Here is a 25,521-nt window from a genome sequence, read left to right on the forward strand (position 1 = left end):
ATCCAGCATTCTAGCGGAACATCTGGCTGTCGCGCAATAAATGTTCATTGCCTTTGCGCTGAGTGAAGCCACAGTGGTCGAAAAACTCGAGGATCTGCACCGCCAGTTTCCGGCCTGTGCCCAGCTGATCGCGGAAGTCTCCGGCGCGGGTGCCCAGGCCTGTTTCAGCACGCTGAAAGATAAGACCAGCAAAGCGGGTCAGCTGCGTATGACTGTAGTACCGATCGTTAACGATAGCGGTAATGGCACCGCTCTGCGCCGCTTTACGCAGCGTCTGGCGCATCAGCTCCTCATCGCAGCCCAGCTGCGCCGCCAGGTCGCGCACCCACCATGCCTCGCTGCCGAACAGGGGTTCTGCCTGTTGCCAGATCGCAGCCTCCCGGTCATCAAAACGGATACGGAAATCGGGCAGGTGCAGCCAGCCACGATTGTTAATCATCTGCTTCGCAGCGATCAACTGGTCCGTCAGTGCAAGCACCAGCTCCGCGGGTTGACCAGGGAATGCCAGACGTCGCAGGCGATCGCGGCCAATACCCGGACGGTCGCCGTGTTGCTGATGATAATTTTCCAGCGTGCTGAGCAGCTCTGACTGCCACTCTCGCTGGGTTTGCCTCAGCAGCAGATAATCGGCGGCCTGTATAAACGTCGCGCTATTGAGTGAGGCAGTGATGGCCTCTCCGTTACGCTGAAAAAACCAGTGGAGTGCATCCATGCGCCAGGGATGGGGCTGTAACAGCCGTTCCAGCCGTTGTTCAAGACTGGCGGCTTTTTCCAACTGGTGCAGCCAGTCGAGGAACGCGGGCTGGCGTTTTCCTCGCTTCGGCGGGGCCAGCAGCACGATTCTCGCCCCGGCCAGCGTCTGGCGCGCACTGATATCCCGCAGGATTAACCGGTCATCACCGGCCAGCCACAGCGGGTTGTCAAACAGCAACTCGGCAAAACGATCGTCCAGAAGCGAGATGCGGCCAGTGGTATGGCTGGCTGCATGATGAATATGCAGTGACTGACCCTGATGCAGCGGTTGATGGGATTGAAGGCTGACGATCGCCCGCCCGCAGGGCCGTTCGGGAGCGGTGGTCAGCAGCCAGTCGCCGCGACTGACTTCCGCTTTTTCCACCCCACCGCTGAGATTCAGCGCGATGCGTTGCCCTGCGTGGGCCTGTTCCACGGGTTGATTCTGGGCATGCAGATTGCGCACCCGCACCCGTTTATTCATGCCGGTCAGCCACAGGGAATCACCGATGCGCACGTCACCGGACAACGCAGTGCCCGTTACCACCACGCCTGCCCCTTTAACGTTAAACACCCGGTCAATCGCCAGACGGAAGGCCTGATCCTGCCACAGAGGGCGTTCGGGCAGCTGGCGCAGATGGTGGCTCAGTTCAGCAATGCCCTCCCCGTTGACTGTGCTGGTGGTAAACAGGGCGACGCTTTCCCAGCCAAGTTGCCGGGTTAGCTGGCGGATCTGCTGATCGACGGCCTTACGCTGTGCGGGTTCCACGCTGTCGCTTTTGGTCACGGCGACGGTCAGCGCAGGCTGGCCACTCAGTTGCAGGATCGCCAGATGTTCACGGGTTTGCGGCATGATGCCATCATCGGCGGCGACGACCAGCAGAGCGTGATCGATACCGCCGATACCACTCAACATATTACTGAGGAATTTTTCATGGCCGGGAACGTCAATAAAGCCGATTGTCTGCCCGTCGGGCTGAGGCCAGTATGCGTAGCCTAGATCGATGCTCATGCCGCGGGATTTTTCTTCCGGCAGGCGATCGGCATTCACACCTGTAATGGCTTGAAGCAGTGATGTTTTTCCATGATCAACATGGCCAGCCGTGGCAATAATCATGACGTCATCATCCTGATAAAGAGCGCGTCATCTTCCAGTGTTCGAAGATCGAACCACAGACGACCGCTGTGAATACGCCCGATGATGGGGACGTCACCGGTGCGGAGCCTGTCTGCCAGTGCCTGCAGTGTGCTGCCGCTGCCGTTCGTCGGAGTGAGCGTCAGCGCCACGGACGGCAGCCGTTCAACCGGCAGCGAACCGCTGCCAATTTGTGACAGGCAGTCAGCTATTTCTACGAGGAACAGCCCCGTCAGTGCGGTCTGAAGTACAGGTAAAAGCCGCTGCGCCTGATGGGCGATCTCGGACTGTGTGCGGGTCAGCAGCCGCAGCGTTGGCAGCTGCTGTGCCAGTTTCTCCGTGTGCAGATAGAGCTGTAATGTGGCTTCCAGCGCTGCCAGGGTCATTTTGTCTACCCGCAGTGCGCGCTTCAGCGGGTGCTGTTGCAGACGGGCAATCAGCGCTTTTTTGCCGATGATAATGCCTGCCTGTGGGCCGCCGAGCAGCTTATCGCCGGAGAAACTGATCAGACTGACGCCTGCGGCAATCATCTGCTGCGGCATCGGTTCCGGCGGCAGCCCATACTGTGTCAGGTCAATCAGCGAACCACTGCCGAGATCGCTGATGACCGGCAGATTGTATTCGTTGCCCAGCGCCACCAGTTCGACCTCACTGACCGCTTTGGTAAAGCCCTGCACCTGATAGTTGCTGGTATGCACCTTCATCAGCAGCGCGGTATCGCTGTTCACCGCTTCGCGATAATCCTTCAGATGGGTGCGGTTGGTGGTGCCGACTTCGCGCAGCCGGCAACCTGCCTGAGTCATCACATCGGGAATGCGGAACGCGCCGCCAATTTCGACCAGTTCACCGCGTGATACCACCACGTCCTGACCCGGTGCCAGGGCTGCCAGCATCAGCAGTACGGCTGCGGCATTGTTATTCACAATGCAGGCGTCTTCTGCCCCTGTTAGCTGGCAGAGCAGGTCGGCCAGCGCGCGATCGCGGTGGCCGCGTCCGGCATCATCCAGCGCGTACTCCAGCGTTACCGCCGAGCGCATTACGCGGGTCACCGCGTCAACGGCCGGCTCGGACAGCAACGCTCGCCCGAGATTGGTATGCAACAGCGTACCGCTGAGATTCAGCACCGATTGCAGCCCGCTGCTGCCTGTTTGCTCCAGCCGCTGGCTGGCGTGTTGTGCCCAGTTGTGGCACCAGTCAGGAAGCTGCTGGTGTTGCTGAATATGCTGGCGGGCCTGCTGCTGTAACTCACGCAGCAGGGTGACCAGCTGGCGGTGTCCCCAGCGATCGCTGAGCACCTGAAATTCAGCCTGACGTAACAGGCTGTCAATAGAGGGAAGCTGGCTGAACAATATTTTCATCGGCAGGCTCAGGTTGCTGGCGGCTCCGTACGGGCAAAGCTGTCGCGCTGAAACAGGGTAGTGGCAAGCTTGACCAGCGAAGGTCGGTTCACATTCCATCCCGGTGCCACGCGGCGGAAATTCAGATAACCGAGCGTACAGGCGGTAGCGATATCGGCCAGCGAGATCTGTGAACCGTTCAGCCATTTACCTTCCACTGCGGCCGCTTCCAGCGCATCCAGCCCGCGCTGAATTTTATCGCGCTGGCGCAGCATTTCGCTGGTGGATTGCTGGTCCGGATCTTTCTGCTGTTCGCGCACGATCAACAGCGCGGCATCACAGACGCCATCGGCGAGCGCTTCCAGCTGGCGGACCGCAAGCTGGGCGCGCGGATCGACGGGCAAAAAGGCCGGGTCGAGATGCAGCAGTTCCAGGTAAGCGGCGATAATCGACGAGTTGTACCACACGTCATCATCATCACTGACCAGCGCCGGGACTTTCCCCAGCGGAGTATAGTCTTTGACATGGCTGCCTTCGTGCCACGGAGACTCATTGACGAACTCAAAGGTGATGCCCTTTTCCAGCAGCATCACGGAGATTTTGCGCACATACGGACTGGTGTAATTGCCGATCAGCTTCATTGCCTACTCTCCGGGGAATAAAAAGGGGTTCAGACTGCTGCGGGCAAAGCCCTCCTGCTCCATACGTGCATCGAGGATCAGCGACGCCAGATCGTCTGCGACCGGCTCAACCGCCGGGTCTTTATCCTGATACAGCATCTTCAGGTAGGTGCCGCAGTCGCCGCAGCTTTCGGCTTTAATCGCTGACGTTTCACTGTCCAGCGACCAGTAATGCAGATCGCCCGTTTGTTCGCAGTTACTGCATTTGGCGCGCATGACATACCACTCGCTTTCACACAGATTGCAGTGCAGGTAACGCAGGCCGTCCTGGGGGCTGCCCATATGAATCACGCTGGAAACCGGCACGCTGGCGCAGACCGGGCAAAACTGACGTTGTTCACCCGCTTCTGCCCGTGCTTTTCCTGGGATCAGTGCCGCCATCTGTGCCCAGTACAATGACAGCGCAGCCCAGATAAACGGGGATTTATCGCTGCTGACCTGGGCGAACTCGTTGGCGAACAGCGCACTGGCCATGGCTTCCAGTTCGGAGACGGAGGCCTTCTCCAGGTTTTCCAGCACGGAGAGTGCCTGGCCGGTCATCTCCGGCTTCAGCTCGGCGATCAACGAATGCAACAGTCGTTGCCAGTGCGCGTCGCGCGGCAGGGTGCTGATATCCAGCGGCGGTTTACCCAGACGTGCGCTCTCTTCCAGGCGCCCTCGTAGATCCATCTGTAGCGGATGGTCATACAGAACGATCTCCTGTGCGGTGGCGATCACCGCCGCAAAGCGCAGGTAGTCACCTAGCGGATTTTTCTCCGCCAGCTGGCGCAAACGCGCAGCTCGGCGGCTGTAGAGTTGCTTTAGCCGGGGGAAAAGGAGCGGCGGAATGGTCTCCGCCGTCATCAGATCGCTTTTCTCCAGCGAGTCCTGCGGGATAATGCGAATGGTCATCAGGGGCCTTTTTCCTGTTGTTTTTGCCGGTGTTGCTGCTCTTGCTCGCTACGATACCAGCGCGGGTGGTGTTTTTTGGCCCAGCGGGTGGTGACCCAGCCTTCGACCATCGCGGTTATCGTGCCTTTTACCCACAGGGCGGCATAGACATGCACCATAATCACCGCAATCAGCACCACCGCCGCAACAGAATGCACCACCAGTGCGGCACGGATCAGCGGAATACTGAAAGCAGGGGCAAAGTAAGGCCGCCAGATAACAATGCCGCTGGCAAGCAGCAGTATTAAGCTGACGATAGCAGCCCAGAATACGCACTTCTGTCCGAAATTATAGCGCCCGGTATCGCCCACTTCCTTGTTTTGCACAATTTTATGGATGTTTTTCATCCAAATCATGTCCTGCCTGTCGAACAGGTTGTGCCGCCAGTAACGGAAAAACATCCGCAGGAAGGTGATAAACATCACGGTGCCCACAAAGGGATGCAGGATGCGCGCCAGTTGCGGCGTGCCGAAGATGTTCATCAGCCAGTTAAAGGAGGGAAAGAAAAAACCTAATCCGCTCACTGCCGCGAGAAGAAAACAGAATGCCATCAACCAGTGATTAAGCCGTTCTGGTGCGCTGTAGCGCTGAATACGCTGACGTGGTTTCATGGATTTTCCTCCTCATCCTCTTCTTCGGCCCGGTTTGGTCCCACCCCGACATAGTGAAACACGGCTGCCGCAAACGTGGCGGCAAAGCCCAGTGCGGCCAGCGGTTTCCACACGCCTTTCCAGAAGGTGACCGCCGGGCTGATAGCCGGAGCCTGCGGTAACCCGTGATAGAGCGTGGGCCTATCCGCATGATGCAGCACATACATCACATGGGTGCCGCCGACGCCCGCCGGATCGTACAGACCGGCGTTGGCAAAACCGCGCGTGTTGAGTTCGCTAACGCGTTCTGCCGCCAGTGTTTTCATCGCCTCTTTACTGCCGAAGTGAATGGCGCCAGTGGGACAGGTTTTCACGCAGGCCGGTTCCTGGCCCACGTTGACCCGGTCGACGCACAGCGTACATTTATACGCCCGATTATCCTGCGGGTTGATGCGCGGCACGTTGAACGGGCAGCCAGCAATGCAGTAACCGCAACCGATGCACTGCTCAGACTTGAAGTCGACGATGCCGTTAGCGTACTGAATGATTGCCCCTTCCGACGGACAGGCTTTCAGGCAGCCCGGGTCCGCGCAGTGCATGCATCCATCTTTACGGATCAGCCACTCCAGCCGACCGTTCTCCTCCACTTCGGAAAAACGCATCACCGTCCAGGATTGGGCGCTCAGATCGGCGGGGTTGTCATACACCCCGACGTTACTGCCGACCTCATCGCGCAGGTCGTTCCATTCGGAACAGGCCACCTGGCAGGCTTTGCAGCCAATGCAGGTGGTGACGTCAATCAGCTTGGCCACCTCCTGCTGGTGGTCACGCGCCTGCGGGGGAGGCGTCAGGTCGTTCGTTGCCGAACGGCGAATGATATCCTGTGATTGATAAGCCATCGTTTACACCTTCTCCACATTGACCAGGAACGCCTTGAACTCTGGCGTTTGCGTATTGGCATCACCGACAAACGGCGTCAGGGTATTGGCGAGGAAGCCTTTCTTTGCCACGCCCAAAAAGCCCCAGTGAATCGGAATACCGATGGTATCGACCTGTTTACCGTCAATGGTCAGGGTGCGCAGGCGTTTGGTGACCACCGCTTTGGCTTTGAGGTAGCCGCGCTGCGAACTGACTTTGACCCGATCACCGTGCCGTATGCCCAGCTTGCCTGCCAGCGTTTCGCCGATTTCGATAAATTGCTCCGGCTGCGCGATGGCGTTAAGCCGCGCATGTTTCGTCCAGTAATGGAAATGCTCGGTGAGACGGTAGGTGGTGCCGACATACGGGAACTGCATGGCCTTGCCCATATTGTTGAGATCGCCCGGGAACACGCGGGCCGCCGGGTTGGAGACGACCGCCGGATGCAGCGGGTTGGTGCCAATCGGTGTTTCAAACGGCTCGTAGTGCTCGGGGAACGGTCCTTCCGCCATTTTATCCAGCGCAAACAGTCGTCCCATTCCCTCCGGCTGCATGATAAATGGCCCGGTATCGCTGCCCGGTGGTGCAGTGCTGTAATCGGCAATGTCCTGCCCGACCCATTTAGCGCCGTCCCAGTGCAGCAGCTGGCGTTTCGGGTCCCAGGGTTTGCCCTGCGGATCGGCAGATGCACGGTTGTAAAGGATGCGGCGATTAAGCGGCCATGCCCAGCTCCAGGCGGGGGTATTGCCCAACCCGGAAGGGTCACTGTTATCGCGGCGTGCCATCTGGTTACCTTCCGGCGTCCAGCTTCCGGCGAAGATCCAACAGCCGCTGGCGGTACTTCCGTCGCTGCGTAGCTGGGCAAAGCTACTAAGCTGCTGACCTTTTTTCACCAGCACATTGCCTTTGTCGTCCAGCAGGTCGTTCAGTGCACGGCCATTGCTTTCCTGCGCCACTTCCTCCGACGCCGGGGAATCAGGGGTCTGATAGTCCCAGCTCATGTTGAGGACGGCCTCAGGCAGCGCGCCCCCTTCTTCTGCGTAAAGCTGGCGCAGGCGTAGATAGATTCCCGCGAGGATCTCACCGTCGTTGCGCGCTTCTCCCGGCCCGTCTGCCCCTTTCCAGTGCCACTGTAACCAGCGCGCCGAGTTCACAATCGACCCGTTCTCTTCGGCAAAGCAGGTGGACGGCAGGCGGAACACTTCCGTGCCAATCTCCGCGGGGTCGGTGTGGTTAAACTCGCCGTGATTTTCCCAGAAGCTGGCGGTTTCGGTGGTGAGCGGATCGATGGTCACCAGGAACTTCAGTTTTGCCAGTGACGATGCCACCTTCTGTTTATGCGGGAAGGACGCCAGCGGGTTAAAGCCCTGACAGATATAGCCGTTAACCTCGCCGCGATGCATCATCTCGAAATACTGCAACACGTCGTAGCCCTTATCCCACTTCGGCAGCCAGTCAAACCCCCACTGATTTTCTTGCTGGGCCTTATCGCCGTAGAACGCTTTCATCATGCTGATAAAGAACTTCGGATAGTTGCTCCAGTAGTTGACCTGGCCGGGCAGCAGCGCTTTTGGCGTGTTGGCGGCAAGGTAATGATCCAGATCGGGCTGTTTGTCTGAAGGCAGCGTCATATAGCCGGGCAGGCTCTGGGAAAGCAGGCCGAGATCGGTCAGTCCCTGAATATTGGAGTGGCCGCGTAGGGCGTTAATGCCGCCGCCTGCCATTCCCATGTTGCCCAGCAGCAGCTGGATCATCGCCATCGTGCGGATGTTTTGTGCACCGACGGAGTGCTGCGTCCAGCCCAGTGCATACAGGAACGTGGCGGTGCGGTCCGCCGCGCTGGTGGCGGCCAGTAGTTCACAAATGTGCAGGAAGTCTTTCTGCGGAGTACCGCATATGTTTTCCACTACTTTCGGTGTATAGCGGCTGACGTGGGTTTTCAGCAGGTTCCAGACGCAGCGCGGATGGGTCAGCGTTGTATCACGCTGCGCAAAGCCCTGCTCATCCAGCGCATAGTGCCAGCTGGTTTTGTCATAGCTGCGGGTTTCCGGGTCATAGCCGCTGAACAGGCCGTCGTCGAAGCTGAAATCATCGCGCACGATGAGGCTGGCGTTGGTGTACGCCGCAACATATTGATGTTGGATGGTATCGTGTTCGATCAGATAGTGCAGCACCCCCGACAGGAAGGTAATGTCGGTGCCGGAACGAATAGGCGTATAGAAATCAGCCACCGATGCCGTACGCGTAAAGCGCGGATCGATAACGATCAGTTTGGCGTTGTTATGGATTTTGGCTTCCATCGCCCAGCGGAATCCTACCGGATGCGCTTCAGCGGCATTGCCACCCATAACAATAATCAGATTCGCATTGCGGATGTCGACCCAGTGATTGGTCATCGCACCGCGACCGAACGTTGGAGCAAGACTTGCTACCGTAGGTCCGTGTCACACGCGCGCCTGGTTGTCGACGGCAAGCATGCCGAGCGAACGGGTCATTTTCTGGGTTAAATAACCGGTTTCATTGCTGGAGGCCGAAGCGCACAGCATGCCAGTACTGAGCCAGCGGTTGACGGTGACGCCGTCTTTATTGCGGGTGATGAAATTGGCATCGCGGTCATCTTTCATCAGCCTGGCGATACGGCTAAAGGCATCATCCCAGCTGATGCGCTGCCATTTATCGGAACCGGCAGCGCGATATTCCGGGTATTGCAGGCGGCTTTCACTCTGAATAAAGTCGAGTAATCCGGCACCTTTCGGGCACAACGCACCACGACTGACCGGATGGTCCGGGTCACCTTCTATATGGAAAATACGCTCTTTCACGTTTTTCGCACCGTCACCCATGCTGTACATCAGCAGGCCACAGCCCACCGAGCAGTAGGTACAGGTATTACGGGTTTCACGGGAACGCAACAATTTGTACTGGCGGCTTTCTGCCAGCGCGGCGGTCGGCGTAAAGCCGAGGACGGCGGCAGTCGTGCCTGCCATTCCTCCCGCACAAATTTTAAAAAATCGTCTTCTGCTGACTTTCATGGCGTCATTCCTGGTTCGACATTGGTCATTAATTTTGCTGCACCCGGGTGAGTGGTTCACAATAAGCGCAGGTGGTTTTTTAGCGTGTACAGTGTGAAATAATACCACAATATTGTTGTGGTTTATGAGCGGAGTGGATTTCAGTGAGCGAAGAACAGCACAAAAAAGAGGGATGTTTGCCACCAGACTCAGGCATACGTCAGATTTCGGTCTGGCAGCGCGATGCGCTACAGCAGGCGCAGCCGGACTGGCTGGCAGAAGAGGTGCCCGTTGCACTGGTCTACAACGGCATCTCGCATGTGGTGATGATGGCGACGCCGAAAGATCTCGCGGCATTTGCCGTTGGTTTTTCCCTGTCAGAGGGCATTATTGCCTCCCCGGCCGATATTTTTGGTATTGACGTCGTGCCGGTTTGTCAGGGGATTGAAGTGCAGGTTGAACTGTCCAGCCGCCGCTTTGCTGCCTTAAAAGAGCAGCGACGGGCGATGGCCGGGCGCACCGGTTGTGGTGTCTGCGGCGTGGAGCAACTGGCCGAGATCGGCAAGCCAGTACAGCCGCTGCCGTTTACGCAAGATTTTGATTTTCAATACCTTGATCATGCACTGCATCAGCTAAAGGATTTTCAACCGGTCGGCCAGCTGACGGGTTGTACCCACGCTGCGGCCTGGGTGACACCCACGGGAGAACTGAGCCTCGGCTGTGAAGATGTCGGCCGTCATGTGGCACTGGATAAACTGCTGGGGATGCGCAGTAAAGTGCCTCCGGCTGCGGGCGCGGTGCTGGTGTCCAGCCGCGCCAGCTATGAAATGGTGCAGAAATCCGCGATGTGCGGCGTGGAGATCCTGTTTGCCGTCTCAGCCGCGACGCAGCTGGCGGTGGAGGTGGCGCAGCGCTGTAATCTGACGCTGGTGGGCTTCAGTAAACCGGGGCGGGCAACGGTCTATACGCATCCGCAGCGGCTAATTTAAGCCAGAACCACCTGCGGCAGCACCTGCTGTAAGGCGGAGAACGCAGGCAGGGTGGCCGCGCTGCTGTCGGTGACCAGCGCGCTGACCTGCTCAATGCTGGCATAATTCATGCGGCTGTTCAGGCCAAGTTTGCTGTGATCGGCCAGCAAAATCAGCCGCCCGGCTTGCCGCGCCATGGCGCGTGCAATGGCCGCTTCGTGTGGCTGAAAACTACTGGCGCCGTGTTTGGCGTCCAGCCCGACCGGGGAGAGCACCGCGACGTCAGCGCGAAAGCGATAGATCTCACCCACGGTCAGTTCCCCGCGCGTCTCCTGCGCCCCGGCCAGCATATTGCCACCCAGCAGGATCACCTGATTATTCAGCGTTTCATGTTCTTCTGCGGCACAGAGTTTGAGAGCTGCGTTCAGGCTGTTGGTGATAATGGTCAGCCCGGACATTGAGCGCAACTCTTCGGCCAGCATGGTCGTGGTGCTTCCGGCATCCAGAAACACGGTCTGACCGGGTTGCAACAGCTGTGCGGCCGCGCGTGCGATAGCGCGTTTCTCTTTCGCCATCACGGAACTGCGTACTGTCAGCGGTGGTTCCGGTGTGGCATTCAGCGCCACCAGGCCGCCGTGGACCCGTTTCGCCAGCCCCTGCGCTTCCAGTTCAATAATGTCCCGGCGGGCAGTTTCACGCGAAACCCCCAGCTCTTTAATGATCCGTTCGGTACTCACCTGGTTGAGGGTGTTCAGTAGCGCCCGGATGCGATGTAAGCGTGTTTCCTGCAGCATAGGTCTGATTTCCTGACGATAACTCACCGACATAGCCTAACCGACAATGCTGCGCTCTGCATGTGTATTTTATTGCATTTGTGTATTTTGTTGCATTTGACGTAAAAGTTGCCATGATAAAGGTCAGACACTGCTGACTGCCTGTCACCAGGCAAACCTCAATTTTGCAACGGGAGTGATTATGGCCACACGTTCAACCATCATGGATACCAACAGTTTCCGCGCCGAGCATGCCGACGGCCTGGATGCGGATGTGCGTAAGCTGACCGACAAGCGCAGCAAGGTGCTGGGTGAGTCTTACCGCCTGTTTTACCGTAAGCCGGTGCATCTGGTCCGCGGGAAAGGGCAGTATCTGTGGGATGCCGCCGGGGATAAATACCTGGATGTGTACAACAACGTCGCCAGCATCGGCCATTGTCACCCGGCGGTGATTGATGCGGTGTATCAGCAGATGAACCAGCTGAACACCCACACTCGTTATCTGCATGAAGCCATCCTGGACTACTCCGAGCAGCTGCTGGCGACGGCACCTGTGGAAATCGACCGCGCCATGTATATGTGCACTGGCTCCGAGGCCAATGACCTGGCGATTCGCGTGGCGCGTGCTTACAGCGGCGGCACCGGGATTATCGTCACTCAGGAGTCTTATCATGGAACCAGCGACCTCACTTCCGGTGTTTCTCCGGCGCTCGGCAGCGGTCAGCCGCTGGCCGCAACGACCCGTCTGGTGCTGCCGCCGGATCGCTACCGTGTGGATGCCCCGGACCTCGGTGCCTGGTTTGCCGGCGAAATTCAAAAACAGATCGATGATATGGCGGCGCACGGCATTAAATTTGCCGGTTTCCTCGCGGATTCCATCTTCTCTTCCGACGGCGTGCTGCCGGGGCCAAAAGGCTTCCTGAAGCAGGCGATAGACGTGGTGCACAAAAACGGCGGCATCTTTATTGCTGATGAAGTGCAGCCCGGTTTTGCCCGTACCGGTGAGGCATTCTGGGGCTTTGCCCGTCACGATGTGGTGCCCGATGTGATCACCACCGGCAAGCCGATGGGTAATGGGATCCCGGTGTCTGGCCTGTTGGCGAAAAGCGATGTGCTGGCCGCGTTCAGCGATGAGATACCTTATTTCAATACCTTTGGTGGCAACCCGGTGGCGATGGCCGCGGCGCAGGCAGTGCTGAAAGTGATCAAAGAAGAAGGATTGCAGGAGCACAGTCGCGTGGTGGGGGCGAAACTGCTGGCGGAACTCTCCACGTTGAAGGATAAGTATGAGTGCGTGGGAGATGTGCGCGGTGCGGGTCTGTTTATCGGCTTTGAGCTGGTGAAAGACAAAGCCAGCAAAACGCCGGATAAACAGTTGGCGTTGGATGTCACCGAGATGTTGCGTGATAACCACGTGCTCACTTCAGTGGCAGGACCGTATGGGAACGTTCTGAAATTACGCCCGCCGTTGGCGTTCCAGGAAAGCGATATCGACTGGCTGGTAGGTGCGCTGGATAAATCACTGGCGGCACTGGGGCGTTAACCCCGGGTCGGGCATGCCCGACCCCTACGGGGGTTGCCGGGTGAACGGGTGAACGGGTCGGGTCTGCCTGACTCCTGCGGGGGTTGCCGGGTGAATGGGTCGGGTCTGCCTGACTCCTGCGGGGGTTGCCGGGTGAACGGGTCGGGCTCTACGGGGTAACCGGGATCGGCGTAGGGTTGTGGCACGCCGGACCCCGCTATGTTGCCCGTAGGGGCGAGGCATGCCTCGCCCTGGCTGACGAAACAATCGCTTAGATCATTTGGTTGTAACACGACAGGTAAAAGATATAACCACGCTGTCCCGCCTGCTGTCATCTATACCCTTATCAACATCGGGGCATTGATATCCCTTTTCCCGATCATTTATTTAACTATAATGATCCGACTGCTTACGCGGTGCTGAACAGCGAGCGCCGCCCATAATCTGAATGGAGACGATGAACATGAGTTATTCACTGCCATCCCTGCCTTATGCGTATGACGCACTGGAACCGCATTTTGACAAGCAGACCATGGAAATTCACCACACTAAGCATCACCAGGCTTATGTGAACAACGCGAATGCCGCGCTGGAAGGGACTGAGTTTGCTAATCTGCCCGTTGAAGAGCTGATTGCTAAACTGGATCAACTGCCTGCGGACAAAAAAGGCCCACTGCGTAACAACGCTGGCGGCCACGCTAACCACAGCTTCTTCTGGAAAGGTCTGAAAACCGGCACCTCTCTGGGCGGCGACCTGAAAGCAGCCATCGAGAAAGATTTCGGCAGCGTTGACGCGTTCAAAGCAGAATTCGAAAAAGCGGCAACCACCCGTTTCGGTTCTGGCTGGGCGTGGCTGGTCAAAAAAGGCGACAAGCTGGCCGTCGTTTCTACGGCTAACCAGGACAGTCCTCTGATGGGCGAAGCCATTTCTGGCGCATCCGGTACGCCGATCATCGGTCTGGATGTGTGGGAACACGCCTACTACCTGAAATATCAGAACAAACGTCCTGACTACATCAAGGCGTTCTGGGACGTGGTTAACTGGGACGTAGCAGCAGAGAACTTCAAAGCGGCTTAATCTCCTCAGTTATCGATGATCCTAACCGGCGACCTGTTCGCCGGTTTTTTTATCTCTGACTTCTGGCCGCGTCCGCTTTGGTGCAGCATAACAACAATGCATCTGGTAAATATTCCCCGTTTTTCCACTGGTTATCAGCGCCATGCCAGCGCTTACCCCTGTAGTGTCTGGACATCTGGATGGCTAATAACATTTTGTGTTAGCTTATGCCCTTTCAATCGTTGCCTGCCGTGACAATCCATTAAAAAATGCGGCGCACCCCTTAATTTATTGAGCTTGAGAAAACACGCCCATGACCGCGATAAATCGCCTTGAAATGCGCCAGATCTCCATCGCTTTTGGCGGTTTTTCGGCGCTTAAATCCGTCGACATCACTCTGGAAGGGCACTCCATTCATGCGCTGACCGGAGCCAACGGTGCCGGAAAATCTACGCTGATGGCGGTGCTCTCGGGCGCATACGATCACTACAGTGGTGAGATTTTGCTGGATGGTCAGCCCGTCTCTATCCGTTCTCCACGTGATGCAAAACAGCTGGGTATCCACCTGGTCCAACAGGAAGTGGATGTGGCATTGGTCGCCGGCCTGAGTGTGGCGGAAAACATCATGCTCGACCGTCTGGCTGAAGGTGGCCAGCTTTATCGCTGGGGCGAGATGCGCCGTCAGGCGCGGGCACTGCTGGCGCGGTTAGATGTGCAGATTGACGTGAAGCGCCAGGTGGAACAGTGCACGCTGGCGGAAAAACAGCAGATCCTGCTGGCACGTGCGCTGTCACATCACTGCCGTTTTCTGGTGCTGGATGAGCCAACCGCCCCTCTCGACCAAAACGAAAGTGAAAAGCTGTTCGCCGTGGTTCGCCAGCTGCAAAGCCAGGGTATTGGCGTAGTGTTTATCTCCCACCGTATTCACGAACTGAATGCCATCTGCGATCGACTGACGGTTCTGCGTGACGGTGAACTGATTGAAAGCGGCCCGATGCAGGGATTAAGTGGTGAGCAAATTGTTGAGAAGATGCTGGGTCATCAGCTCAATGATATTTATCCGCCATCGCGTCCGCCGTTCAGTGAGGAAACCCTGCTGCACATTACCGGGTTGCATGATGAACACCTGTTAAAAGATATCAGCCTGACGCTGAAAAAAGGCGAGATCCTCGGTATCGCCGGGCTGGCTGGCGCAGGAAAAACGGAGCTTTGTAAGGCGCTGTTTGGTGCCAGTAAAAGCCGGGTTCAGCATGGCGAACTGCACGGTAAGCCGTGGAAACCCTCGTCCCCACATGCAGCGGTAGATAACCGCATGGCGCTGATCCCGGAAGAACGCCGCAAAGAGGGCATCTTTATTGAAGAATCGGTAGTGATGAACCTCAGTGTGACGGCGGATAATAGCTTTTCACGCTGGAGCCTGTTTGGTCACCGCCAGGCGTGGCGCTGGGCAGAAGACGTCATCGGCAAACTGGGCATCCGCACCACCGGGCCAAAGCAGACGCTGCGTCGCTTGTCCGGGGGAAATCAGCAAAAGGTGGCTATTGGCAAATGGCTGCGTAATAACGCTGATGTACTGATTTTTGATGAACCGACCAAAGGCGTGGATATTAAGGCCAAAACCGACCTGTTCGAGCTGATCGACGGGCTGGCCCGCCAGGGAAAAGGGGTGATTTACGCCTCGGGCGAATTTTCGGAACTGGTTGGCCTGTGCGACCGCATCTGCGTACTGTGGGACGGGCGCATTGTGGCGGAAATGGCGGCAAATGACGTCGATGAAGAAACACTTTTACTTTATTCCACCGGAGGAACGCCTGCGTGAGCAGCAAAGAAATTTCCCTGAAGGCGGCACCGTCCGTCCGGCACCAGCTATTTGATTTTCTCTATAAGTGGGGAATGTTGCTGACAGTAGTGGCGCTGATCGCGGGCTTTGGTCTGGCCTCAGACAGCTTCCTGGAACCGACCAATATCATCAATATCCTGCGTTCAATTGCTATTGTTACGGTGATTGCCATTGGCGTATCGATTTCGCTGACTATCGGCGGTTTCGATCTGTCCGTGGGGTCGACCGCTTCGTTGGCGAACTCGCTGGTGATCTCCCTGTTTGTCTGGTACGGATTCGGCCCGACGCAGGCGATTGCCCTGACGCTACTGCTCTGTACCCTGGTCGGTCTGTTTAATGCTTTTATGATCGTGGTGCTGAAAATCCCTGACATGCTGGCCACGCTTGCCAGCCTGTTTGTGGTGCAGGGTGTGGCGATGACCTACAGTTTCGGTGGTTCGATTACCGAGAACATGGTGCTGCCAAGCGGCGATATGGCCGAAGGCACGATCCCGGCAGTGTTCTCATTGCTGGGCCAGGTGCCGATTATTGTGATTGTGATGCTGGCGGTGACGGTGGTGGCACAACTGCTGCTGTCGTTGACTAAACATGGTCGCCGTATGTACGCCATTGGCGGTAACCCGGAAGCCGCCAGGTTGTCGGGTATCCGTACCACGCGCTATCGCGTGCTGGCCTATGTTATTTCGGCATTGCTGGCGGGGCTTGGCGGTATTTTGCTGGCTTCGCGTATTGGTTCCTCGCAGGTGAACGCCGGTGGCGGGTATCTGATGGATGCGGTGGCAGCGGCCTGGATTGGTCTGTCGCTGGCGGGTGCTGGAAAACCCAACGCGCTGGGTACGCTGCTCGGCGCAGTGATCCTCGGTGTATTACAAAATGGTCTGGTGATGCTGTCCGTGCCTTATTACGCGATGGACATCATTAAAGGCCTGGTGCTGGCGGTTGCGCTGGCCATTACCTACGTACAGCGCCGTCAGGCGTAATCTTTTCAGACAGGGTAAAATAATAATGAAAAAAATCACGACATCGCTGCTGGCTCTGAGCCTGCTGACTGCATTGCCTGCCATCGCTGCAGATATCCCCGTTCCGGCGGCCATCGCCAACCACGAAGGGCCGGTGCGTATTGCGGTGATCCGCAACCTCGGATCTGACGATAACACCACCCAGTTTGTTGCCGGTGCCATTCAGGAAGGCCGTAAGCTGGGCTTTAAAGTCAGCACCTTCCTCAGCAACGGTGACGACGCGCGCTTCCAGGACTTTGTGAATCAGGCTATCAGCCAGAAATATGACGGGATTATCCTGTCTCACGGCAAAGATCCTTACTCTACCGCGCTGGTTAAACGCATCACCGATGCTGGAATCAAAGTCTCTGTGTTTGATACCCCAGTTAACCAGCCGATCGATGGCGTAACCGTGACGGCGCAGGACGATGCTTCTCTGGCACAGCTCTCCCTCGATCAGCTGGTAAAAGATACCAACGGGAAAGCTAACATCGTCAAGCTTTGGGTCGCAGGCTTCCCGGCAATGGAACGTCGTCAGGTTGTTTATGAGAAAGTGCTGAAAGCCAACCCGGGCATTCATCAGCTGGAGTCCATTGGTGCGGTGTCTTCCGATGTGCAGGGGGATACGGCCAACAAAATTGGTGCCATCCTGGCGAAGTACCCTAAGGGTAAGATTGACGCGATTTGGGGCTCGTGGGATGCCTTTGCCCAGGGCGCGTATAAAGCCTTGCAGGAAAATGGCCGTACCGAGATCAAGCTGTACAGCATCGATGTGTCGAACCAGGATCTGCAACTGATGCATGAGAAGAACAGCCCATGGAAACAGACAGTGGCTGTCGACAGCAAGCTGATTGGTGCAACGAATATGCGCCTGGTGGCGAACAAGATTGGCGGTGAAACTACGCCGGCAACGTATCAGTTCACGGCATCAGCGATCTCTCAGCAACAGCTGGCTACCCAGACCGGAGCGGTCAATGTGGCTAACCTGAATAAAATCATCCCAGGCTGGGGCACATCAACCGATTTCGTTGCACCGTGGTTCGCTACCCTGGAAGCGAAATACGCGAAGAAGTAATTCTCTTCGTAGTTGAATAAATTAACGGCTTATCTGCGTGAGTGGGTAAGCCTTTTTTTATGCCTTCTTACTGTGCAATACAGACATACAGCGGGGTGTTGGTATCTGAGATCAGCAGTGCGTTATCACTGAACTGGGACAGTTTCACAATGGACAAGTGGCTTTGCAGGATGGCATGAAAGAAAACATCCTCCGGCGCGGTATCAATATCTCTGACATGACTGCTCGCATAGTTCAGCTCCAGAATGTGGTTTTCCGGATGATAGAGGTAGTCCATCATCAGCGTTCTGCTGAGGGTAAAGTGGCCTTGTTCAGTGAGCAAATGGCCCGAAAACTCCAAGGCCAGCCGCTTTTCACCCAACGTGGTCAGGCTGATACTCCCCTTCATTGCGACCGTGGAAGTGGGTCTGACAAGATCAAAATTCACGTTCCCTTTGCATGAAATACTCAGTTGGGGTTTATCTAGATCAGCCTTTTTCCAGGAGAAACTGATGAAGTAAATGACCATTAAAACAATGATAGCTCCGCTGGTTAAAATAATATTTCTCATGGTTTTTTTATAGTGGCTGAAAGGTAACTCTCACAATATGTGAGCCTGTTTTTTCTGTTCTGATGACACTGAGCAAGAAAAATAGCGCTCTGTTCGTACTCTTTCTTTGGAAAGAAATTGTTAAACCTAAAGTAGATGGTGCTTTTGCTTTTTTTACAGTCGATCTTATTTTTATTGATCAATAACTCTAATATCTTTAGTTTTTCTACTCTGTTTTTGTTTTTATCCCCTGCCAAATCCAGGATCTGACATGTTCCTATTTTGATAAAATCCGCTTTTCCTGAATTGAATGAGTAACGAATTAAGATAAGAGAAATAAAAATAAGACTGATGACGATCGCTGAAACTAAACGCATTTTCTTAATTTTAGATTTTAACGCACACTTGTTAGACTCAGACACAATAGAAGGTGAAATCTCATTCGGGTTTGTCATTTTTGTAATGGAGTCATTATCAGAATGATGATCAGACCTGGTGAATGTCGTCTCTGCATCCAGGCGAAACCCTTTCTTGGGTATAGTAATAATGATGTTTTCAGTCATTCCAAGCTGTGAAAATGTCTTTCTCAGCAGGCTGATATGGTTGCTTAAATTACTCCCTGAAGGTCTAAGGCCATGTTCTTCCCATACTAAACGAAGTAACTCTTCACGTGTCATTGTTTTACCACAATGCGTAATGAGTTCAGTCAAAAGTCTTGAACCAGGCCTGGAAAGTTGTATGGTTGAATTATCATTATCGATAAGTTTAAGTAATCCATTTATTGAGTCAAAATGGATGATCTGATTAATAAAATAGTCCATTTTTTACTTTTTAAGTATATTCCATTATTTACTCTTTGATTATCTTAATCCTAAGCAGGGATGTCAATGTTTACCCCGTAAGCACAGGGTGGTGTTCTGCTAAGTGCCGACATTTACTTTTTATTATTAATACAATATTAAGATTAATTGTTACAGGTGATTGATTTAATGGTTTTACCAAAAAGAGGTTAAACTAGTCTTTTATTCTTTAAATTTGCGTTTTTGTGGTTTTTAATTTTGGCTATATTTAATAATTGATATTAAGTTTTGTTTAATGTGGTTGCGTATTATCATGGCTTCGTTGTGAATTTACAGGGTCTAGTTTTATCACATATTTACTCGGCAGGAGCCGGTTATATCATAAGGAGCAAAAACATGAGTGAATCAATGGCTAAAACCATTCAAAGACGAGCATCAGTTGATAAGGTAATAACTGCACTGCATGATTTCTTTGAAGAGAAAGATTCTACCAGTTCGTCCGTTGTCTTTGCCAGCACAAGAGATGTTGCTGATCGGTCTGAATTGAGCATTTATAATGCCAGGCATATTTTAATAAAACTCGAGAGAGAAGGTGTAATCACCTCAACCAGGAAAGAAAATAGCAAGAGCTTGTACTGGAATAAAACAGATTCTTTCAAGGTGTGATTTTTTATTATGGTGCATCCACTCTCTCAGTGGATGCACTTTTTTTTAATCCCATTATCGTGCAAGATGTCAATTTCTTCCCCCGCCAACGTATGATTGAACTCCTGCATGTCATGGGTACATATCAGCAATTCTTAGGTCATAAATTATCGTGGCATTTGGCGGGATTTTAGGTGGATAACCTTTATCCTTATATGCCAGTTCTGGCGGTACGACGATGGTAATTGAACCATGATTTTTTAATTTCTGTAATGCTTCACGGAAAATCGGTGGGAAGTCAGCTATCGGCTGAGTTAGCATAGTATTGCTAGAATCCATATCGGTGACGACAACGCCATTTGTCAGGCTTTCCTTCACGACGACATCGAGAGTGGCATTCTTTGGTATTGGTGCATCACCTGCATAACTGATGTTATACCAAAATCCGGACGGTGATTTTTTCGTTTTTTTCATTTTAGTGAAATTATTTAAATACTTCTTAGTGGTTTCATCTAAATGAGTGACTAACTTTTCCTGATCGTTTTTCTCCCGGTTGCTGACTTCCAATAAAGTATCTCGTAGTACATCAGTAGACAATTTTGCCTGCCCCTTAAAGGCATCAACGATTCCGGCCAGCACAAGATTTTTCTCTGTTGCCGTACCCCAGTTATTATTGTCTTGCTGCATTTGCAAAATCTCATCGCCAAGAGACATGCCAATAGCGTAGCCTTCACGAGCACTTTTTTTCTTCAGCTGTTCTGGCGTGATACCCGGCAGTTGACTGGTGGTTTTCACCTCTACTTTCTGGCTTTTTACTGAAGCCAGTTCGGCCAATGCTGCCTCTAACCTGGCCTGAAGTTCCGGGAGTTTCTTATCGTTGTCCTGATGACCTTCTTTTGGCGACGTTCCTTCGGGTGCCGTACCGGTAGCGGCGACAACAGGATCTGGTTGCTGTAACTGCACCAGGTCCATCTTCGATTGTAGTGATTTCGCTATGAGCTGGCTCTCGGTTAACTGTGCTTGTAGCTTATCTTTATCGCCTTGCAGCGCCGTTTTCAATTGCTGTGCCTCGGAAAGCTGCTGCTGCAACGCCTGCTGTTGCTTCACGCTGTCGGCAAGCTGGCCTTCGGCGGGGATGCCCTGGGCAATCTGGTCCAGAAGTTGCTGTTTTTCTTTATCAAACGCCTGTTTATCCGCGGTATTTTCAGCCGCTAATTGCTGCTCTTTGGCGGCGATGCCGTCGCGCTCAGCGGTGATCTTCTCAATATCCTGGCGGCTGGAAGAGAGGTGCGCCTCCAGCTCGGTTATCTTGGCGTTGTGCTGTTCAATTTGCTGCTGCAGTGCCTGCTGCTCTTTTATGCTGGCGGCAAGCTGGGCTTCGGCCGGGCTGCCCTGGGCGATCTGGTCCAGAAGCTGCTGTTTTTCTTTATCAAACGCCTGTTTATCCGCGGTATTTTCAGCTGCTAATTGCTGCTCTTTAGCGGCGATGCCGTCGCGCTCAGCGGTGATCTTCTCAATATCCTGGCGGCTGGAAGAGAGGTGTGCTTCCAGCTCGGTTATCTTGGCGTTGTACTGTTCAATTTGCTGTTTTAATCCCTCTTCATGCGCGCTGACGATGCGATCCTTACCATCGTTAATCGCTTTAAGCTGGCTGCGCAGGGCGGCTTCAGCAAGCTGAACCTCTTTAAGCTGATCTTTTGCTTGCGCTAATTTTGTCACCAGCGAGTTTTGCGTTGGATGGAGGCTGAAAACCTGGCGTAAATCCTTCACCAGATCCAGCATCGCTTCCTTATCGGCAGGGATTAAATGAGGGGGTTCATTGGCTGTATCAGGGGCGGGTGCTGTTTTTTTAAGGGCAACAATCTGCTTTTCAAGCGCGTTTATTGCTCCATTTTTTTGAGCGATTTGCCGGGTTTTATCCTCAATATCTCGTCGTAAGGCGGCCATTTGGCCGCGATCTACGGAAGGTGCTGTCGAAGTCGGCTTTTGCTTAGGTTTGACCGTTTTTCCTGGTTCCCTGGCCAAAGATGGAGGCTCAGGTACTCTGGGCGGTGGCTGCTGTTGCTCCTGCAGATAGGAGGTAGCAAAGTTCAAAACGGCCGGCGCTTCGTGTTCTGCTGCGTACAATTTACTTATACCCAGGCATGCCACCACCAGGGCAGCGGCACCTGACAAAGCAAAGGGAATAGTATATTTACCGATCATGGACGTGCTTCACCTTTGCTGGTTAGGCTATCCATCAGTGTTTGTGCAATGTGAGCACAAAGCTGATTTGCGCGATAGTGATAAAGTGAGTCCACAGTTTCCTGAGTATTCTCATCAACGCTTTTTCGCAGGCCAGTGTATTGAGCTGCGCTGTTCATCAGGTTGTCGAATGCATTTTGCATTCTAATGTATTCTGATGGGCTGACGACTTTCAGCGCCTGAAGCTGAGCCTGGCACTTTTTCAGATTCTCATTTTGTTTAATGTATTTTGCAGTGTGTGCGGATTGCGCTGATGCAGCACGCATTTTCTGCGATGTTGTCTGGCAGCCAGAAAGAGAGAAAATAAACAATACGGCGAACATATTGATAATAAATTTCAATGAAGTATTACGAATTGCCATCATAAAAATAACTCTAATTGAATAACTTTACGGATGATGATTCATCACGATAGGGTATCGGGATATCGCATTTTTGCGCTGCATCACATCCTGCCAGGATTAATGAAATTGGTCGCCAGTACGAATGGATTCACACCAGCCTTCCTGAATTAACCAGTAGTTCAGTTCAGCAGGGCGAATCATATTGAGTTTGCACATAATATTCCGTTTATGTGCGCTGACGGTTTTCTCGCTGATATGGAGGAAGCGTGCCACGCCACCATTACTGATGCCGCGTGCCAGATAGCGGAGAATCTCGGTTTCACGTCTTGTCAGATTCGTCTCCGTACGGCTAACCACTGAACACGGTTGAACAAAGGCACTACGCACGCTATTGAGCTGCTCCAGTTGTTCATTGATCACCGATAACATGCTCTCAACGGACTGGTTGCGATAGAGGGGGGTGTAATGGCTAATGTTGTGCGCTATCCCCTCGGGCTGCTCGTCAGCACTATCGCTATTTTTGATAATGAATATACAAAGCGGTCGTATCGACATCCGGCGATTTAAATAATGGATATTGGCGATGGAAAGTGATTCTTCCGCCAGGAAGATCATTTTCGCCCTGCTGTTAAAAGCACAATCGGTAAAATCAGTGTGAATGTTACGGAGGGAAAAGTTTTCAGCAAGACAATTCGTTAACCCTCTAATATAAAAGCGATTTGGGTCACGGATGACAATGGTGATGTGATTCTTTCGCATGATTAATACCTGAAGTTGTCCCTAACCGGAGACGTCTTATCAACGTCTTGCAAACGTCTCTCCGTGCATTCTTAATAGTACGCTTGCGGTATATTATATTGAATAAATTATCTGAGCGGTATCAAACTTCATTGAAAATTCCTATTGCGATATTTAATTCTGTTATATGTTTTAATTCGAGCCTATGAATCGCAAGAGTAATTTAATGGGTTTTTTTCGACATTTAATATCGGGGTGATATTTTTTTCGGGGATGGGAAAATCATTGGAATAATATCGGAGCGTAAAAAAACAGGGTGCCAGGACCCTGTTTTTTTATCGATGGCACGGCTTTTAAAAGGCAGTTTTTGCGAAACCCGTCATCTCTTTCAGACCCATTTCACGGCCCAGTGCGGTCGTCGGATGTACCACAACAATGCCACGAACGCTTTTCTTCAGCGCCCCCATATTCGCCTGCTCTTTCTTGGTGATGGGGCGGCTAAACGGTAGTTTTTGCAACGCCTGGGCTTCTTTGCTCAGGTTTTCGGCACGCACACCGCGCAGACGCTCGATTTCTGCTTCTAATTTGTCTTTTTCTTTCAATAATTCACCGAGTTTCTCGCTGTCGCCAGACGCCAGCAGAACGGGTTCTTTATGATTGAGCGCATCCAGCTTGTCGCTGAGATCTTTGATTTCTGACTGTACTTGTTCTTTCATAACGATTGACCATTAAATTGATTCATTGCTGCAAAGGATACACGAAAGCGGAGCAAAGAGGGAAAAGGGCGGATTACTTTTTGAAAGCTTGCTTGAGACTGATTTGTGAAATCAGCGTGGTCAGTGACAGGACCATCGTGGAGCGCACTACCTGCTGATAGCGTTGCTGCTGCATAGCACGCAGATCCACATCATCGCCGGCGAAATCAGGACATGGCGGCAGGCCACTAACGCAGTGAAGCTCGCCAAATGGCCCGAGAATTTCGTCATCAGTGAAACGATATTCGCTACCGTCATAATTCAACTCTTCGCGCAATGCCATAAGCAGTTCGCAGTCTTCGTACTCGCTACGGTTAATCATGCCAAGGCCGTAGATCAGCTTCAGGCGTACCGACAGTTCACCCAGCGGGCCATCGCCCAGTAGCAGCGGTTCCACAGCGTATTTGACGGCATAATCATCCTTACGGAACACCTGTATCACCAGTATGTTCACCGCTTCTGCCAGCAGTTCAACAGTGGCGATAAGAAAGCTTCTTACCGATCGTCCGGCATTAAGGCGTTCGAGCACCCGGTTTTCAAAAGCCTGAGGTTGTTCCATGAGTGCCTGCATATCATTCATATGGCCTAATAACATCTGCGCGGGCACAGCAGCAGTGCTGTGCCCTGATTGTTCGTCCGTGAGGAGCGCTTGCGCCGACATTATGCCATAGCGTTCCAGGCCTTCACTACCGCCTTGACCACATCGCTGTCGATATCCAGACCGGAAATTTGTGCCAGCGTCGTCGCGACATCCTGGCTTGCCAGCAGGGCAGCCAGTTCCTGCGCCTGTGGATCTTGCTCGCTGCGGTAATGCAGTGCGGCGGCAATCCCGGTGACCAGGTTGTCATGCGGTAGCTGGTACTCCAGTGTGCCCAGTGTTGGTTTGATCAGGCGATCGCCTGCGCTCAATTTACGCAGCGGCTGGCGGCCCACACGCTCAACGTCATCTTTCAGATACGGGTTTTCAAAACGGCCAAGGATTTTCTGGATGTAGGCCGCGTGTTTTACCGCGTCAAAATCATAACGTTTAATCAGCACTGCGCCGCTCTCTTCCATTGCGCCCTGCACGACAGCACGCACTTTTTCATCGAGAATGGCTTCGCGAATGGTTTGATGACCTGCCAGCTGCCCAAGATAGGCGGTAATGGCGTGGCCGGTATTGAGGGTGAACAGCTTGCGCTCGACGAATGCCATCAGATTATCGGTCAACTCCATGCCGGGGATGGCAGGCAGGTCGCCTTTGAACTGCGTCTGGTCGACGATCCACTCGCTGAAGGTTTCTACCGTCACTTCCAGCGGATCGCTGCTGCCGGCTTCAGAAGGCGGCACAATGCGGTCAACGGCAGAGTCGACGAAGCCTACATGTGCTTCGACCCAGGCGTGATACTGCTCAGGCAGTGCTTTCAGCACGTGGCCTTTCAACTGTGTGGTGCCGCGCACCATATTCTCGCAGGCAATAATGTTCAGCGGACGGGTATTAGCGCTATCACTGCGTTTGGCCAACCCTTTGGCAATGCTGGCGGCAATGCGCTCAAGGATCTGTGGACCAACCGCCGTGGTAACGATATCAACCTCTGCTACCAGCGCAATAATATCATCGCTGGTACTGTTAACGGCGTTCACACCTTTAACAATCTCAACCTGCGCCTGCTCACCCACCACATGCACCGGGTACTCGCCGCGCGCGTTCAGGGCATCCAGCACCACCTGATTAACGTCTGCGAAAGTGAGCTGAATGCCAGCATCAGCCAGCAGTTTACCGATAAAGCCACGGCCGATATTTCCGGCGCCAAAATGTAATGCTTTCATAATTATTCCCGTATCAAAGATGTAAAGGTTGGACATGCCCAAACCAAAAAAGGGCCGGGCATGCCCAGCCCTACACAGAGGTGTGATGATG

At 53.7% G+C, this 25,521-nt stretch carries 23 protein-coding genes; 7 read left to right on the plus strand and 16 right to left on the minus strand.

Annotated elements, in window-relative coordinates:
* Positions 1 to 10: 10 nt before the first annotated feature.
* Genes selB through fdnG form a run of 7 tightly spaced genes read right to left on the minus strand, consistent with a single transcriptional unit; the run spans position 11 to position 9,354 of the window.
* Positions 11 to 1,849: a selenocysteine-specific translation elongation factor gene (gene selB / locus FY046_RS21235; protein ID WP_171149538.1), complete on the minus strand. Its 1,839-nt coding sequence runs from the start codon at positions 1,847 to 1,849 to the stop codon at positions 11 to 13.
* Positions 1,846 to 3,237: an L-seryl-tRNA(Sec) selenium transferase gene (gene selA / locus FY046_RS21240; RefSeq protein WP_167863243.1), complete on the minus strand. Its 1,392-nt coding sequence runs from the start codon at positions 3,235 to 3,237 to the stop codon at positions 1,846 to 1,848. Before selA ends, selB begins: the two co-directional genes overlap by 4 nt.
* Positions 3,234 to 3,845, minus strand: a complete 612-nt coding sequence (locus tag FY046_RS21245; RefSeq protein WP_133844765.1) for a glutathione S-transferase — start codon at positions 3,843 to 3,845, stop codon at positions 3,234 to 3,236. Before FY046_RS21245 ends, selA begins: the two co-directional genes overlap by 4 nt.
* A gap of 3 nt (positions 3,846 to 3,848) precedes the next feature.
* Positions 3,849 to 4,775 (minus strand): formate dehydrogenase accessory protein FdhE, encoded by a 927-nt coding sequence (fdhE, locus tag FY046_RS21250; RefSeq protein WP_159338266.1) that lies wholly within the window; start codon positions 4,773 to 4,775, stop codon positions 3,849 to 3,851.
* A complete protein-coding gene (gene fdoI / locus FY046_RS21255; protein WP_159338265.1) occupies positions 4,775 to 5,425 on the minus strand; it encodes a formate dehydrogenase cytochrome b556 subunit in 651 nt (216 codons plus the stop codon). The genes fdhE and fdoI overlap by 1 nt, the downstream gene beginning before the upstream one ends.
* The gene (gene fdxH, locus FY046_RS21260; RefSeq protein ID WP_446186458.1) at positions 5,422 to 6,303 is read right to left on the minus strand and encodes a formate dehydrogenase subunit beta; all 882 of its coding nucleotides are present in this window, start codon (positions 6,301 to 6,303) and stop codon (positions 5,422 to 5,424) included. The genes fdoI and fdxH overlap by 4 nt, the downstream gene beginning before the upstream one ends.
* A 3-nt stretch (positions 6,304 to 6,306) precedes the next feature.
* Positions 6,307 to 9,354 (minus strand): formate dehydrogenase-N subunit alpha, encoded by a 3,048-nt coding sequence (gene fdnG, locus FY046_RS21265; protein WP_166653737.1) that lies wholly within the window; start codon positions 9,352 to 9,354, stop codon positions 6,307 to 6,309.
* 143 nt (positions 9,355 to 9,497) lie between these two features.
* Here fdnG and fdhD point away from each other — a divergent pair, with 143 nt between their 5' ends.
* Positions 9,498 to 10,322, plus strand: a complete 825-nt coding sequence (gene fdhD / locus FY046_RS21270; RefSeq protein ID WP_446186459.1) for a formate dehydrogenase accessory sulfurtransferase FdhD — start codon at positions 9,498 to 9,500, stop codon at positions 10,320 to 10,322.
* Here the strand turns inward: fdhD and FY046_RS21275 are convergent.
* Positions 10,319 to 11,095, minus strand: coding sequence for a DeoR/GlpR family DNA-binding transcription regulator (locus tag FY046_RS21275; RefSeq protein ID WP_259152120.1), 777 nt, complete (start codon positions 11,093 to 11,095; stop codon positions 10,319 to 10,321). The genes fdhD and FY046_RS21275 overlap by 4 nt on opposite strands.
* A gap of 181 nt (positions 11,096 to 11,276) precedes the next feature.
* Here FY046_RS21275 and FY046_RS21280 point away from each other — a divergent pair, with 181 nt between their 5' ends.
* The 5 genes from FY046_RS21280 to FY046_RS21300 all read left to right on the plus strand — a co-directional run bounded on the left by FY046_RS21280 (position 11,277) and on the right by FY046_RS21300 (position 17,566).
* A complete protein-coding gene (locus FY046_RS21280) occupies positions 11,277 to 12,617 on the plus strand; it encodes an aspartate aminotransferase family protein (protein ID WP_446186460.1) in 1,341 nt (446 codons plus the stop codon).
* Between the two features lie 442 nt (positions 12,618 to 13,059).
* A complete protein-coding gene (gene sodA, locus FY046_RS21285) occupies positions 13,060 to 13,674 on the plus strand; it encodes a superoxide dismutase [Mn] (protein WP_133844746.1) in 615 nt (204 codons plus the stop codon).
* Between the two features lie 292 nt (positions 13,675 to 13,966).
* A complete protein-coding gene (locus FY046_RS21290; protein WP_446186461.1) occupies positions 13,967 to 15,472 on the plus strand; it encodes a sugar ABC transporter ATP-binding protein in 1,506 nt (501 codons plus the stop codon).
* Positions 15,469 to 16,473: an ABC transporter permease gene (locus tag FY046_RS21295; RefSeq protein WP_133844742.1), complete on the plus strand. Its 1,005-nt coding sequence runs from the start codon at positions 15,469 to 15,471 to the stop codon at positions 16,471 to 16,473. The genes FY046_RS21290 and FY046_RS21295 overlap by 4 nt, the downstream gene beginning before the upstream one ends.
* Before the next feature lie 25 nt (positions 16,474 to 16,498).
* Entirely contained in the window at positions 16,499 to 17,566 is a 1,068-nt protein-coding gene (locus FY046_RS21300; protein WP_133844740.1) for a sugar ABC transporter substrate-binding protein, read from the plus strand.
* A 67-nt stretch (positions 17,567 to 17,633) separates the two neighbouring features.
* Here FY046_RS21300 and FY046_RS21305 read toward each other — a convergent pair whose 3' ends face one another.
* Positions 17,634 to 18,116 carry a hypothetical protein gene (locus FY046_RS21305; RefSeq protein ID WP_133844738.1) on the minus strand — a complete coding sequence of 161 codons (483 nt, stop codon included), beginning with the start codon at positions 18,114 to 18,116 and terminating at the stop codon, positions 17,634 to 17,636.
* The gene (locus FY046_RS21310) at positions 18,113 to 18,916 is read right to left on the minus strand and encodes a winged helix-turn-helix domain-containing protein (RefSeq protein ID WP_446186462.1); all 804 of its coding nucleotides are present in this window, start codon (positions 18,914 to 18,916) and stop codon (positions 18,113 to 18,115) included. The genes FY046_RS21305 and FY046_RS21310 overlap by 4 nt, the downstream gene beginning before the upstream one ends.
* 375 nt (positions 18,917 to 19,291) lie before the next feature.
* Here FY046_RS21310 and FY046_RS21315 point away from each other — a divergent pair, with 375 nt between their 5' ends.
* Complete coding sequence (locus FY046_RS21315) at positions 19,292 to 19,561, plus strand: FaeA/PapI family transcriptional regulator (protein WP_133844734.1); 270 nt, start codon at positions 19,292 to 19,294, stop codon at positions 19,559 to 19,561.
* A gap of 111 nt (positions 19,562 to 19,672) precedes the next feature.
* Here the strand turns inward: FY046_RS21315 and FY046_RS21320 are convergent, their stop codons facing one another.
* The 6 genes from FY046_RS21320 to mtlD form a co-directional block, all read right to left on the minus strand.
* Complete coding sequence (locus tag FY046_RS21320) at positions 19,673 to 21,745, minus strand: FKBP-type peptidyl-prolyl cis-trans isomerase N-terminal domain-containing protein (RefSeq protein ID WP_446186463.1); 2,073 nt, start codon at positions 21,743 to 21,745, stop codon at positions 19,673 to 19,675.
* Positions 21,742 to 22,149, minus strand: coding sequence for a hypothetical protein (locus tag FY046_RS21325; RefSeq protein WP_133844730.1), 408 nt, complete (start codon positions 22,147 to 22,149; stop codon positions 21,742 to 21,744). Before FY046_RS21325 ends, FY046_RS21320 begins: the two co-directional genes overlap by 4 nt.
* A gap of 96 nt (positions 22,150 to 22,245) precedes the next feature.
* Entirely contained in the window at positions 22,246 to 22,887 is a 642-nt protein-coding gene (locus tag FY046_RS21330; protein ID WP_133844728.1) for a helix-turn-helix transcriptional regulator, read from the minus strand.
* A gap of 332 nt (positions 22,888 to 23,219) precedes the next feature.
* On the minus strand, positions 23,220 to 23,582 hold the full coding sequence (locus tag FY046_RS21335) for a YibL family ribosome-associated protein (RefSeq protein ID WP_133844727.1): 363 nt from the start codon (positions 23,580 to 23,582) through the stop codon (positions 23,220 to 23,222).
* Positions 23,583 to 23,655: 73 nt separating this feature from the next.
* Entirely contained in the window at positions 23,656 to 24,216 is a 561-nt protein-coding gene (gene mtlR / locus FY046_RS21340; protein ID WP_133844934.1) for a mannitol operon repressor MtlR, read from the minus strand.
* A 65-nt stretch (positions 24,217 to 24,281) separates the two neighbouring features.
* Entirely contained in the window at positions 24,282 to 25,430 is a 1,149-nt protein-coding gene (mtlD, locus tag FY046_RS21345; RefSeq protein ID WP_171149531.1) for a mannitol-1-phosphate 5-dehydrogenase, read from the minus strand.
* Positions 25,431 to 25,521 lie beyond the last annotated feature (91 nt).

This window comes from Erwinia sp. 1181_3 (assembly GCF_052824965.1).